Raw genomic sequence first — 12,470 nt, 5'->3', positions numbered from 1 at the left:
AAAAATGCGTTATGCGTTAGTTAATGGCGTGATTTATACCGCCCAAGCCGTGCTTTATGGACACGCGGTGATTGTGGAAGATGAGAAAATCCTTTCTATCGTGCCACAAGAAAATCTGCCTGAAGGAATGCAACAAATTGATCTAAAAGGGAATAATCTTACGGCAGGATTTATTGATCTGCAATTAAACGGCTGTGGTGGCGTGATGTTTAATGGTGATACGTCCGTGAAAACCCTTGAAATTATGCAGCAAACCAATTTGCGATCAGGCACAACAAGTTATCTGCCAACCTTTATCACAGCAGATGATGAGGGCATTAAGCAAGCCGTTTCGGTAATGGGGGAATATCTTAAAAAGCATAAAAATCAAGCCCTTGGCTTGCATTTGGAAGGCCCTTATTTAAGTGTCGAAAAGAAAGGCGTGCATCAGGCAGAATATATTCGTGCCATAAGCCCTGAAATGAAAGATTTTCTATGCCAAAATGCAGCAGTGATCACCAAAATCACCCTTGCCCCTGAAAATCCAACGGCTCAATATGTGGCAGAGTTTGTCGCAAAAGGCATTGTGGTTTCTATCGGGCATTCCAATGCCACTTATGAGGTCGCGAAGCAAGCCATTGAAAACGGGGCGAGTTTTGCTACTCACCTGCATAATGCGATGTCGCCGATAAGCTCAGGACGCGAAATGGGCGTAGTGGGTGCGGTGTTGGAAAGCGATATTTATGCAGGCATTATCGTGGACGGATTGCACGTTGAATTTGACAATATCAAGATTGATAAAAAAGTGAAAGGCGACAAGCTGTGCATTGTTACAGATGCCACAGCCGCCGCAGGGGCGGATATTGAATCTTTCGACTTTGTCGGCAAAACCGTGTATGTGCGTGATGGCAAATGCTATGATGCCAACGGCACGCTCGGCGGTTCTGCAATCACAATGATAGAATCGGTAGAAAATGCGGTGAAACAAGTGGGTATTCCACTTGATGAAACCCTAAGAATGTGCAACTACTACCCAGCCAAAGCCATTGGTGTCGATGATCATTTAGGCGATATTGCAGAAGGAAAAATCGCCAATTTGACTGTGTTTAACAATGATTTTGATGTGCTAGGCAGCGCAGTCAATGGGCAGTGGACGTGGTATAAAAACTAGCCCAAAAATTACCGCACTTTGAGTGCTATTTAAATACGAAATAAAGGCAGCTTCGGCTGCCTTTTTGTTTAGACATTTTCTAGTCTAGGCATTTTGCCCAATTCATTTTAAAATACAGCATTATTCGTTTTATGTTTTTTTATGTGTGGGAAAAAGAATGCGGGATAATCATCAAATCGCGAATGTTGATTTTGTTAAGCAGATGAATAGTGCAGTGGTTTATAAATTAATTGACCAGCAAGGGCCGATTTCTCGTATTCAAATTTCTGAACTGAGCCAGCTCGCACCAGCCAGTGTGACTAAAATCACGCGTAACTTGTTAGGGCGTGGGCTGATTAAAGAAGTGGAGCAGCAACAATCCACTGGCGGGCGGCGTGCCACGTCTATTATTGCGGAGCATAAAGCCTTTCGCACCATCCTCATTCATTTAGGGCGTAAGCAGGTAACCTTTGCCATTATGGATCTTTCTGCGAAACTCTTGAAAAGAGAAATTCTGGATTTGCCGGAGCATCAAAGTGCGGTGCAAATTGAGCAATTTTTAATAACGCACCTTGCGCAGTTTATCGAAAAAAATCAGCGTAAAAATGCGGAATTTATTGCCATTGGTATTACTGTGCCGGGCTTTGTGGATGTGAAAACCAACGATATTCAATATTTACCGCATTTATCCCTTGATGAACCTTGGGCGCTGGCAAATCACCTTGCAGAACACTTCCAATTAATGACCTTTATTGGCCACGATGTGCGAAGTTTAGCCTTAGCGGAGCATTATTTTGGTGTTACCAAAGATTGCTATGATTCCTTATTATTGCGTATTCACCGTGGCGTTGGCGCAGGTATTGTGATTAATCACGAAGTCTTTCTCGGCTACAAAAATAATGTGGGGGAAATTGGGCATATTCAGGTTGATCCTTTGGGTAAACGTTGTTTATGCGGCAATGTGGGGTGCTTGGAAACGGTGGTGAGCAATGCTGCAATTGAAGAAAAAATGCAGCGTTTGCTAGAAGATGGTTATCAAAGCAAATGGATTTCTTTAGAAAGTCACGATATTGAAGCGATTTGTAAAGCGGTAAATAAGCAAGATGCCGTGGCAGTGGATTTGATCGAACACGTTGGCGTGCAGATTGGGCGCGTGTTGGCGATGAGTGTGAATATGTTTAATCCTGAAAAAATTGTTATTTCAGGGGAGATTACGCAAGCGCAAAGCGTGCTGTTTGCTGCTATTCGCCGAACCTTAGACAACTTGGCTTTACCCGCGTTTGTGAAAAGCACGCCACTGGTGGCATCTGAATTAAAAAATGAAGATGTGATTGGCGCATTTGCGTTGATTAAACAAGCCTTATTAGATGGCAGATTGCTACAACATTTATTGGCAGAGTAAAGTGCGGTCGCTTTTACGCCGATTTGTATAATCTCTATGCGAATGAGAAAGAATTTAGAAAAAAGCATAAAAAAAGAGTTGACGAAGGGGAGTCAGATCAGCATAATTAGCCCCGCAAAGCCGATGAGGTGAATGCAAAATGTTTGGCTATGTAGCTCAGTTGGTTAGAGCACAACACTCATAATGTTGGGGTCACAGGTTCGAATCCCGTCATAGCCACCATATTGCGGGACTGGCGAAATTGGTAGACGCACCAGATTTAGGTTCTGGCGCCGCGAGGTGTGTGGGTTCAAGTCCCTCGTCCCGCACCATTCATTAGCTTGCAGTTCTTTAGTAGGTGGGGTATCGCCAAGCGGTAAGGCACCGGGTTTTGATCTCGGCATCCCTAGGTTCGAATCCTAGTACCCCAGCCATACTATCTAACATTTCAATCTTCTTTTCTTAAAGAATTTCCTATTGGGGTATCGCCAAGCGGTAAGGCACCGGGTTTTGATCTCGGCATTCCTAGGTTCGAATCCTAGTACCCCAGCCATTGATTTTGCTTTCCCCTGAATGAAATTATTAATTTTATAGCTAATCTTTTTCTTCCTTTAACCGTTAAGCTATTTTTTCATCAAGCGTGTCAAAAATGTAATAAAAACGCACCGCAGTTGTGTTTTTTCTTCACATATCAATTATAATCCTTTCCTTTTTTTCACAAGGAATTATTATGCAAACAGACACATCAAGCAGCGGCTGGAAAACTAGGCTTAAAGCCCTAGGCCCAGGTATTTTAATGGCATCAGCGGCCATTGGCGGATCGCACGTTATCGCTTCCACCCAAGCAGGCGCAATTTATGGTTGGCAACTTGCAATCATCATTATTTTGGCAAATCTTTTTAAATATCCATTTTTTCGTTTTGGTGCGCAATATACTTTAGATTCAGGTAACACGTTGCTTGAAGGCTATCGCCAAAAAGGGAAAATTTATCTATGGATTTTTTTCCTACTGAATATTTTTTCCACTGTCATCAACGTAGCCGCCATCTCATTATTATGTGCAGCTATATTAACGTTTGTACTACCATTTCCAGTAGCTATTTCCATATTGAGTTTGATTGTTATTGTAGTAACCGCAGCTATTTTATTATTAGGTAAATATCGCTTTTTAGATAGTTTTGCCAAGCTGATAATGATCTCACTCACCGTTACCACAGTAGCAGCGGTAATCGCAGCATTAATGAAAAATGGTATTCAAGGCGTGGCAGCGGAAGATTACATTTCCCCATCACCTTGGAATTTAAGTGCTTTAGCGTTTATTGTGGCACTAATGGGTTGGATGCCAGCACCAATTGAAATTTCAGCAATTAGCTCTATGTGGGTTGTAGCAAAACGCCGTATTTCTAAAGTGTCTTATGAAGATGGTATTTTTGACTTCAATATCGGCTACATAAGCACCGCAATTTTAGCATTAGTTTTCTTAGCACTCGGTGCATTAGTCCAATTTGGATCGGGTGAAGCGGTTCAAATGGTAGGGGGAAAATATATTGCTCAGTTGATTAATATGTATGCCTCAACTATTGGAGAATGGGCAAGAGAGCTCATCGCTTTCATTGCATTTATGTGCATTTTTGGTACGACGATTTCTGTAGTTGATGGCTATTCGCGTACCAATGTAGAAACTTTGCGCTTATTAATGGGCAAAAAAGAAAGCAGCCCAAGAACATTAAATATGGCAGTTATTCTTGCCTCATTATCTGGCCTAGCAATTATTTTCTACTTCAATAACGCTGTCGGCCCAATGCTTAAATTCGCAATGATCGGCTCTTTTGTTGCAACCCCTGTATTTGCTTGGCTTAATTTATCATTGGTGATGAATGGCAAACATAAGGTAAAAGGCGGGTTATTATGGCTATCCTTCATCGGATTAATCTACCTTGCAGGCTTCACAATGCTATTCATCGCTTCACAGATGGGATTGTTTGGTTAGAGAATAAATAATAAAAAAATCGGGCTGTATTAGCACTTTGCGGTACAGCCCGATTTTTATCATCTGATATATAAGGTGTAGATGAATAATAGCGTTACACCTTATATGTATTTAAGTTATCTCATTGTTACAAATTCTTCCGAACCCGTTGGGTGGATAGCAACGGTGTTGTCGAAATCCGCTTTGGTTGCGCCCATTTTAATGGCAACGGCAAAACCTTGGATCATTTCATCAACACCAAAACCAATGCCGTGTAAGCCGACAATTTTTTCATCTTTACCCACACAAACCAATTTCATTCGACAAGGTTGGCGATGTTGGGTTACCGCACTGTACATTGGCGTGAATGATGATTTATACACTTTCACGTTTTCTGCGCCATATTGCTCAATGGCTTGCGGCTCAGTTAAGCCGATAGTGCCGATTGGCGGGTGGCTGAACACTACGGTTGGCACAAGATTGTAATCTAAATGTTCATTCGGTTTATTGTTGAATAAACGCTCAGACAAACGGCGTCCTGCAGCAACGGCAACAGGGGTGAGTTCAATGCCACCTTCGATAATATCACCCACCGCATAAATGCCTTTCACATTGGTGTTTTGATATTTATCTACTTTGATAAAGCCTTTATCGTTGGTTTCCACGCCAGCTGCTGCAAGGTTGATGTTTGCGGTATTTGGTTTACGACCAATCGCCCAAATCACTTTCTCAACTGTTTGTTCACGTCCATCTTCTAATTTTAAGGTGAAAGAACCGTCAGCATTTTTAACCACTTCTTTTGGAATGGCGTGAGTGTGCAGATGAATGCCATCTTGCTCCATCACTTCCACAAGGGTTTCTACGATAAGCGGATCAAAACTACGCAGTGGGCTTTGTTTACGCACGAATAGGTGAGTGTCCACGCCTAGGCTGTTTAATACACCCGCTAATTCCACAGCGATGTAACCTGCGCCTACAACCGCAACGGATTTTGGTAACGCGTTTAATTCAAATACTCCGTCAGAATCAATGCCGTATTCTGCGCCTTTAATTTCAGGGTGAGCAGGATAAGCCCCCGTTGCGATCAAAATATGATCTGCAGTGATTTTCTCGCCGTTTACTTCAACAGTGTGGGCATCAACAAATTTGGCAAAGCCTTTGATCACGTCCACGTTATTTTTGGCTAATACATTGTTATAAGAATTGTGGATACGTCCAATATAAGCCTGACGATTTTCCACTAACTTACTGAAATCAAAGTCTTTTACCGCAACATCAAAGCCATAATCTGGTGCATACAGGTTGATCGCTTCTGCCACTTGCGCGCCATACCACATCACTTTTTTCGGCACGCAGCCCACGTTTACACAGGTTCCGCCTAGTTCTTTTGCTTCAATAATGGCACATTTTTTGCCATAGCTTGCCGCACGGTTAATTGAAGCGATACCGCCACTTCCGCCACCAATGGCGATATAATCATAATGTTTTGTCATTTTTAACTCCCTAAATTGGTGAATTGAGCTTGTGAATGCGAAAAAACCCATAATAAATCTGCGCTTATTTTGCCGAAAAATACGAGGTAAAGCGACTAATTAATCTAATCGGTAAATTCTTACTCTGGCGTGATCCATTCCACCTTCCAGCTGCCCGTGCCTTCTGGCACAAGGGTTTTGGTTAAATAAGGCAGAATTTTTTTCATTTGTGCTTCTAGCTGCCAAGGGGGATTAACCACAATCATTCCGCTTGCGGTCATTCCTCGTTGATCGGAATCAGGGCGCACCGCCATTTCAATTTGGAGAATTTTGCGAATGCCGGTGTTTTCCAACCCTTTTACAATACGCTTGGCTTGCTGACGTAGCACCACAGGATACCAAATGGCATAAATGCCCGTGGCAAAACGTTTCACGCCTTCTTCAATGGCTTTCACCACTAAATCATAATCTTCTTTTAATTCATAAGGGGGATCGATCAAAATCAGCCCGCGTCTTTCTTTTGGCGGTAAGGTGGCTTTAATTTGCTGAAAACCGTTATCGCGTTTGGTGGTAACGTTATCAAATTCTTTGAAATTATTGCGTAATAATGGGAAATCCGCTGGGTGCAGCTCCGTTAATAACGCTCGATCTTGCGGACGCAATAAATGTGCGGCGATCAGCGGTGATCCTGCGTAATATCGTAGCGATTTGCCGCCATAATTCAGTTTCTTAATAAGGGCGACATAACGTGCCACTTCTTCTGGCATTTCTGTTTGATCCCACAAACGCCCGATCCCTTCTTTATATTCACCAGTTTTTTCAGCTTCATTGCCGAATAAGCGATAATGCCCCACACCGGCGTGGGTGTCTAAATAATAAAAGCCTTTGTCTTTTTGTTGCAGACTTTCAATAATCAGCATTTGCACAATGTGTTTTAGCACATCGGCAAAGTTGCCTGCGTGGAAGCTATGACGATAACTCAGCATTTGTTTGCCCTTAAAAATTTGATAAAAAAAGACCGCACTTTTACAGAATAAAGAAAAAGTGCGGGCATTTTTTGCGTTAAATTACTTCGCTAAAATGTTATGTAATGCTTGGTAGATATGCTGAACTTTTTCTTCTGGTAAGGTTTTGTTATCTTCATCAGAAATAATTACCGCACTTTGTCTGCCAAGTGAGATTAATTGCATTGTGTAAGTGCCATTTTCTAATTTTGGATCAGCACTGCCAAATCTTGCCCATTCAGTGGCTTCTGGCGCTGAATAGCTTAATTCACGATAACCTTTCGCCGGGTTTTCTTCGCTTGTTTTAAAGCCTAATAAATTTAATGCAGGACGCAATTTATTCCAAGAATAGGTAAAAGAAGCATCTAAGCCCAAGGCTAAGCGACCGTTTATATCACGCGCTAACTGTGATTTAATTGGAATAGAAACCCCACTATTTAATTCCTGTTGTTGCTTGTTGTAAGCGGCATTTAATTGGCCAACAAGTTGGTTTAAGCGATCAGACGTATAGCGTTGAACATCAAGCTCAGTTGGGGTGAAAATTACATTATCACGTTTCATTTGCAAAATGGATACTGCTAATGCACTGGCATCTTTTGTGGTTACTTGCTCAATTAAATAACGAATTTGTGTGTTACCAATATCATCTTTACGGCCAGTTGATGCCCAAGTTGTTTCAATTTGGCTGCTGGTGGCAGTATAGCCAATACCTTGCTCTCTTAATAAACGCTCTACTTGTTTTAAACTGTAAACATTTTGTTTATCAAGTGGGTAGACAATTAATGAACGTTGTCCATCAAAACGCGTCATCGAGTTATTGATTAACGCGATAGGTGATGTTGGTGGACGAATATCCATCGGCTGATAATTAATTTTGCCTGTTTCAGGTAAGCGGTAGGTGCTATCTTCTTGCAGTAAAGTTAGCCCACCAGTATTCAGGGGAGCAAAGGAAACTTGCTGTTCAGTGTGTTTACTAAAAGTATCATCAGCAGATTGCTTGCTTTCATTGCTTGTTGAACAAGCGGCCAAAGTGAGTAATAGGGGAGTGGTAAATAACCAATATTTCATCATTATTCCTCAAGGTTAGGTTACGCGTTTGATATTATAAAGTAGCATAAAAAGATAAAAATATTCAATTTTCTGCAACTTTGACCAATTTATTCGGAAAAAGTTTAAAGGGGGCGAATAAATCACCGCCCCCTTTATTTACTATGGTTAATTATAATAATTTCGCCGCTTGAAGTGCTTTGAGCATAATTGGCTGTGCGCTTTCACTTAATACAGTGAGTGGTAAACGTAGCACAGGTTCTGGAATTAACCCAAGTTTATAAGCCGCCCATTTCACTGGAATTGGGTTTGATTCCACAAATAGATCTTTGTGAAGTGGCATTAAGCGTTGATTAATTTCTTCCGCTTCATCAAATTTACCAGCAAGGGCTAAATTACACATTTTTGCCATATCTGCTGCGGCAATATTGTTGGTTACAGAAATAACACCTTCACCGCCTGCTTTCATACTTTCTAAGCCGGTTGCATCATCACCGCTTAATACAATGAAATCATCACCAGCGAGCTGTTTAATTTTAGCCACGCGACTTACATCACCTGTTGCTTCTTTGATACCCACAATATTTTTTATTTTCGCTAAGCGGGCCACCGTTTCAGGTTGCATATCACTGCCCGTACGGCCCGGCACATTGTATAAAATTTGGGGTAAATCAGTGCTTTCTGCAATGGCTTTAAAGTGCTGATACATTCCTTCTTGGGTTGGTTTATTGTAATAAGGCACAACAGATAAACAACCAGCCACCCCACTGCCATTTAATAATTTCGTCATTGTGATGGCCTCACTGGTCGCATTTGCACCAGTGCCTGCAATCACAGGAATGCGACCGTCTGCAAATTCAAGGGTTTTCAAGATGGTTTTTACATTTTCTTCAATGCTTAATGTTGCTGATTCACCTGTTGTTCCCACTGAAACAATCGCGTGCGTTCCTGCATTGATATGATGCTCAACGAGTTTCTTTAACGCATCAAAATCCACTTCACCATATTGATCCATTGGCGTGATCAGAGCTGTAATGCTCCCATAAAATAAAGGGTTGTTTGCAGACATAAGGGCCTCCGAATTATTTTTGTTATCTATATTGAGTTTGCTTGAAAAATTCTCATTAGGATCGCTAAAATAGCGTTAATTTGCAAATCATTTTTTTGCTTTTTTTCACTAACTTGCTATTTTTAAGGATATTTTTTATGCAAACATTAAAAGTGGGCGATTTTGCACCGCACTTTTCGTTACTTGATCAAAATGAACAACCTGTTGCGCTGACAGATTTTAGCGGCAAAAAAGTCTTGGTTTATTTTTATCCTAAAGCACTTACACCAGGTTGCACGACACAAGCTTGCGGATTAAGAGATACGAAAGCTGAGCTTGAAAAGCACAATGTGGTTATTTTAGGGATTAGCCCTGATAGTCCTAAAAAATTAGCCAATTTTGCCGAGAAAAAATCGCTTAATTTCATCTTGCTTTCTGATCCTGATCATCAAGTGGCAGAACAATTTGGCGTGTGGGGTGAGAAAAAATTTATGGGCAAAACCTATGACGGCATTCATCGCATCACGTTTTTAATTGATGAACAAGGAAAAATTGAAAAAGTGTTTGATAAATTTAAAACTGGTGAACATCATCAAGTGGTGCTAGATTATTTGCAGCAAGGAAATTAGCTTGAACGAATTAGTTTCCTTTTGTAAAGTGCAGTGAAATTCTTTTGGGTTTTTCTAACGCTATGAATAATAAGGCTTTTTATCGCTAGTTTTGGCGCTGAAAAAAGTTCAGCAAAAACGCTGAAATAATGATAGAATCGCAAGGTTAAATAGTTTCTGTATTGACTATTTATACTTATACCATTTTAATAACAAATTTAACAATAAAGAGAAGGGCACATTATGAGTAATGTAAAAATCACTTTTACCACTACACGCATTTTTGCTCACGATTTAGTTTCTGAGCTTTTAACCATTGGTGCATTATCTGCCGAAGAAACCAAACAAAAAGGTGAAGATAAAGCAGAAGTTGTTGCTGAATTCAGCGATACTGTTGAAGTGCCAGATGTGATCGCAGCATTAGCGGAATCTGGTATCACAGATATTCCTTACACTGTGGGTTAATAAGCCAGTTAATTGTTTAAAAAATATAAAAATTCACCTTTTATTTAAGGTGGATTTTTTATAGGAAAAGTGCGTTTAAAGATAAAAACATTGCGTTTTTTACCGCACTTTATTTAACACAGGGTAGAGAAAATAAAATTATTTTCCCCAAACTTCCTCAACAATTTCACGAATAAAATTCAGTTTGTTCCATTGTTGCTCTTCTGTCAGGATATTGCCTTCTTCCGTTGAAGCAAAGCCACATTGCGGGCTTAAACAAAGCTGGTTGATGTCCACATATTGTGCGGCTTCTTGAATACGTTTGATGATTTCGTTTTTATCTTCAAGATTGCCGTCTTTTGAAGTAACCAAACCTAGCACCACTTGCTGATCTTTAATAAAGCGCAATGGTTTGAAATCGCCCGAACGATCGCTATCGTACTCAAGGAAGAAGCCATCAACATTACAGTTACCAAATAGGGTTTCTGCCACAGGTTCATAACCGCCCGATGAGAACCAAGTTGAGCGGAAGTTACCACGGCAAATGTGCATTGTAATGGTCATATCCGCAGGCTTCGCGGCAATAATACGGTTCACCATATACACATAATCTTTCGCTAGTTGCTCTAAATCGAAGCCACGTTCTTGATAAGCTTGGCGTTTTTCTTCAGAACATAATTCGCCCCAGCTCGTGTCATCTAATTGTAGGTTACGGCAGCCTAGTGCATAGAATTTTTGCATCGCACTAATATAAGCGTCCGCAATATCATCAAGTAATTGTTGATTGTTGTTTTTATAACGCTCAATTGGCTGATAATCTGTTTCACGCACCGTACAAATTAAATGCAACATTGAAGGCGATGGAATGGTGAATTTAACGGGATAATCGCCAGCAATTTGCTGTAAAGAACGGTAATGTTCAAGGAATGGGTGAGTATCCGAGAAACCGATTTTATCAATAATTTTCAACGTCTTAGGACGAACATTATGATGTTTAAATTGAACAGAAAATTTTTCTGCTTCCACTTCTTCCACGCCATCTAACGCACTTAAGAAATCTAAATGCCAAAAGGTACGGCGAAACTCTCCGTCGGTTACCGCAGGTAAGCCCACTGCTTTTTGGTGCGCCACTAAATTGGCAATTTCTTTATCTTCCACTTGGGTGAGATCCGCACAAGAAATATCCCCACAGCTACATTGCTGACGTGCCTGTTTTAAACTTTCAGGGCGTAAAAAACTGCCAACAATATCAAAACGATAGGGCGCTTTATCACGAAGTTGTGCATTAGGAAATAGTTTGCTCATAATCACTCTCTTTTAGTTATATTTAGATAGAACGCCGTGATTTTAACAAAAAATTCACACATATTCTAAAAAAATCCCCAAAAAACCACCGCACTTTTAAAACCATAATAATTTTTACGATCAGGATCGCAAAACCAAATTGCATTTTCCACAACTGTAAAAAAGTCGCTTAATATCCAAACCAAATTTTTATCGCGCAGAAAAATCGGGGAGAAAATTATGCCTTATATTCAGCCTATCCTGCTCATTTTATTCACGCTATGTTCACTACTAGCTAAGGCTAATCCGCCAGATTTAATGCTACTTGGCACTTACCACAATCAAAATGTGCAAGGTTGGGTGATGAGCGAAAAGTTAGACGGCATCAGGGGATACTGGGACGGCAAACAGCTTTTTACAAGACAGAATAAAATTCTCACGCCGCCATATTATTTCATTAAAGATTTTCCGCCTTTTACCATTGATGGTGAACTGTTTAGCCAACGCAATGCATTTGAGCAAATTTCTTCTATTGTGCGTTCGCAAAAAGATAAAGGCTGGGAAAAATTAAAGCTCTATGTGTTTGATGTGCCTAATGTCAAAGGCAATTTATTTGAACGTTTAGCGGTGTTGGAAAATTATTTAGCCCAGCACCCAAGCCAACATATTGAAATTATTAAGCAAATTCCAATTGAACATTATGCCCAAGTGCAAGATTTCTTGCGTGAAGTAGAACAAAAACAAGGGGAGGGTTTGGTGCTGCGTAACCCTAACGTGCCTTATGAAAACAAACGCAGTCAGCAAATTTTGAAATTAAAGACCGCGCTTGATGAAGAATGTGAAGTGATTACACACTATAAAGGCAAAGGGCAATTTGCTGATAAACTCGGTGCGATTACTTGTAAAAATCAGCGTGGCGAATTTCGTATCGGTTCAGGTTTTAAATTAACGGATAGAGAAAATCCACCGCCAATCGGTTCAATCATAACCTACAAATATCGTGGTCTAACACAAAAAGGGCTGCCAAGATTTGCCACTTATTGGCGGAAATCATCAGAAGATTGTTGCGGTAAAAATTATTAAT

The 12,470-nt window shown here is 40.6% G+C and carries 11 protein-coding genes and 4 tRNA genes; 10 read left to right on the top strand and 5 right to left on the bottom strand.

The window, feature by feature from the left end:
- Nucleotides 1-4: 4 nt before the first annotated feature.
- The 7 genes from nagA to DYC50_RS09610 all read left to right on the top strand — a co-directional run bounded on the left by nagA (nucleotide 5) and on the right by DYC50_RS09610 (nucleotide 4,500).
- A complete protein-coding gene (gene nagA / locus DYC50_RS09640) occupies nucleotides 5-1,150 on the top strand; it encodes an N-acetylglucosamine-6-phosphate deacetylase (RefSeq protein ID WP_115249988.1) in 1,146 nt (381 codons plus the stop codon).
- 157 nt (nucleotides 1,151-1,307) lie between these two features.
- Nucleotides 1,308-2,531 (top strand): ROK family transcriptional regulator, encoded by a 1,224-nt coding sequence (locus DYC50_RS09635; RefSeq protein ID WP_115249987.1) that lies wholly within the window; start codon nucleotides 1,308-1,310, stop codon nucleotides 2,529-2,531.
- 145 nt (nucleotides 2,532-2,676) lie between these two features.
- A tRNA-Met gene (locus DYC50_RS09630) sits at nucleotides 2,677-2,753 on the top strand.
- Nucleotides 2,754-2,757: 4 nt separating this feature from the next.
- A tRNA-Leu gene (locus DYC50_RS09625) sits at nucleotides 2,758-2,842 on the top strand.
- 27 nt (nucleotides 2,843-2,869) lie between these two features.
- Nucleotides 2,870-2,944, top strand: a tRNA-Gln gene (locus DYC50_RS09620).
- Nucleotides 2,945-2,988: 44 nt separating this feature from the next.
- A tRNA-Gln gene (locus DYC50_RS09615) sits at nucleotides 2,989-3,063 on the top strand.
- Nucleotides 3,064-3,240: 177 nt separating this feature from the next.
- Nucleotides 3,241-4,500, top strand: coding sequence for an NRAMP family divalent metal transporter (locus tag DYC50_RS09610; protein WP_115249986.1), 1,260 nt, complete (start codon nucleotides 3,241-3,243; stop codon nucleotides 4,498-4,500).
- Nucleotides 4,501-4,616: 116 nt separating this feature from the next.
- Here DYC50_RS09610 and gorA read toward each other — a convergent pair whose 3' ends face one another.
- The 4 genes from gorA to dapA all read right to left on the bottom strand — a co-directional run bounded on the left by gorA (nucleotide 4,617) and on the right by dapA (nucleotide 9,071).
- Nucleotides 4,617-5,972 (bottom strand): glutathione-disulfide reductase, encoded by a 1,356-nt coding sequence (gene gorA, locus DYC50_RS09605; protein ID WP_115249985.1) that lies wholly within the window; start codon nucleotides 5,970-5,972, stop codon nucleotides 4,617-4,619.
- 119 nt (nucleotides 5,973-6,091) lie between these two features.
- Entirely contained in the window at nucleotides 6,092-6,937 is an 846-nt protein-coding gene (locus tag DYC50_RS09600) for a 23S rRNA (adenine(2030)-N(6))-methyltransferase RlmJ (RefSeq protein ID WP_115249984.1), read from the bottom strand.
- A gap of 81 nt (nucleotides 6,938-7,018) precedes the next feature.
- Nucleotides 7,019-8,023 (bottom strand): outer membrane protein assembly factor BamC, encoded by a 1,005-nt coding sequence (gene bamC, locus DYC50_RS09595; protein WP_115249983.1) that lies wholly within the window; start codon nucleotides 8,021-8,023, stop codon nucleotides 7,019-7,021.
- Nucleotides 8,024-8,174: 151 nt separating this feature from the next.
- Entirely contained in the window at nucleotides 8,175-9,071 is an 897-nt protein-coding gene (gene dapA / locus DYC50_RS09590) for a 4-hydroxy-tetrahydrodipicolinate synthase (RefSeq protein WP_115249982.1), read from the bottom strand.
- Between the two features lie 137 nt (nucleotides 9,072-9,208).
- Here dapA and bcp point away from each other — a divergent pair, with 137 nt between their 5' ends.
- Both bcp and DYC50_RS09580 read left to right on the top strand, forming a co-directional pair.
- On the top strand, nucleotides 9,209-9,679 hold the full coding sequence (gene bcp, locus DYC50_RS09585) for a thioredoxin-dependent thiol peroxidase (RefSeq protein WP_115249981.1): 471 nt from the start codon (nucleotides 9,209-9,211) through the stop codon (nucleotides 9,677-9,679).
- Between the two features lie 222 nt (nucleotides 9,680-9,901).
- Nucleotides 9,902-10,123, top strand: coding sequence for a hypothetical protein (locus DYC50_RS09580; protein ID WP_115249980.1), 222 nt, complete (start codon nucleotides 9,902-9,904; stop codon nucleotides 10,121-10,123).
- 138 nt (nucleotides 10,124-10,261) lie between these two features.
- Here DYC50_RS09580 and DYC50_RS09575 read toward each other — a convergent pair whose 3' ends face one another.
- Complete coding sequence (locus tag DYC50_RS09575) at nucleotides 10,262-11,407, bottom strand: 5-methyltetrahydropteroyltriglutamate--homocysteine S-methyltransferase (RefSeq protein WP_115249979.1); 1,146 nt, start codon at nucleotides 11,405-11,407, stop codon at nucleotides 10,262-10,264.
- 219 nt (nucleotides 11,408-11,626) lie between these two features.
- Between DYC50_RS09575 and DYC50_RS09570 the strand changes: the two genes are divergently transcribed.
- A complete protein-coding gene (locus tag DYC50_RS09570; protein WP_115249978.1) occupies nucleotides 11,627-12,469 on the top strand; it encodes a DNA ligase in 843 nt (280 codons plus the stop codon).
- Nucleotide 12,470 lies beyond the last annotated feature (1 nt).

It is taken from the genome of Avibacterium avium, assembly GCF_900454535.1.
Classification (GTDB): Bacteria; Pseudomonadota; Gammaproteobacteria; order Enterobacterales; family Pasteurellaceae; genus Avibacterium; species Avibacterium avium.
Note: the sequence above shows the minus strand (reverse complement) of the source record. Positions and strands in the feature narration are given on the sequence as shown.

What these genes read in the sequence shown, in the direction of transcription:
- nagA (WP_115249988.1), top strand. Translation starts at nt 5, where the DNA reads ATGCGTTATGCGTTAGTTAATGGCGTGATTTATACCGCCCAAGCCGTG.
- DYC50_RS09635 (WP_115249987.1), top strand. Translation starts at nt 1,308, where the DNA reads ATGCGGGATAATCATCAAATCGCGAATGTTGATTTTGTTAAGCAGATG.
- DYC50_RS09610 (WP_115249986.1), top strand. Translation starts at nt 3,241, where the DNA reads ATGCAAACAGACACATCAAGCAGCGGCTGGAAAACTAGGCTTAAAGCC.
- gorA (WP_115249985.1), bottom strand. Translation starts at nt 5,972, where the DNA reads ATGACAAAACATTATGATTATATCGCCATTGGTGGCGGAAGTGGCGGT.
- DYC50_RS09600 (WP_115249984.1), bottom strand. Translation starts at nt 6,937, where the DNA reads ATGCTGAGTTATCGTCATAGCTTCCACGCAGGCAACTTTGCCGATGTG.
- bamC (WP_115249983.1), bottom strand. Translation starts at nt 8,023, where the DNA reads ATGAAATATTGGTTATTTACCACTCCCCTATTACTCACTTTGGCCGCT.
- dapA (WP_115249982.1), bottom strand. Translation starts at nt 9,071, where the DNA reads ATGTCTGCAAACAACCCTTTATTTTATGGGAGCATTACAGCTCTGATC.
- bcp (WP_115249981.1), top strand. Translation starts at nt 9,209, where the DNA reads ATGCAAACATTAAAAGTGGGCGATTTTGCACCGCACTTTTCGTTACTT.
- DYC50_RS09580 (WP_115249980.1), top strand. Translation starts at nt 9,902, where the DNA reads ATGAGTAATGTAAAAATCACTTTTACCACTACACGCATTTTTGCTCAC.
- DYC50_RS09575 (WP_115249979.1), bottom strand. Translation starts at nt 11,407, where the DNA reads ATGAGCAAACTATTTCCTAATGCACAACTTCGTGATAAAGCGCCCTAT.
- DYC50_RS09570 (WP_115249978.1), top strand. Translation starts at nt 11,627, where the DNA reads ATGCCTTATATTCAGCCTATCCTGCTCATTTTATTCACGCTATGTTCA.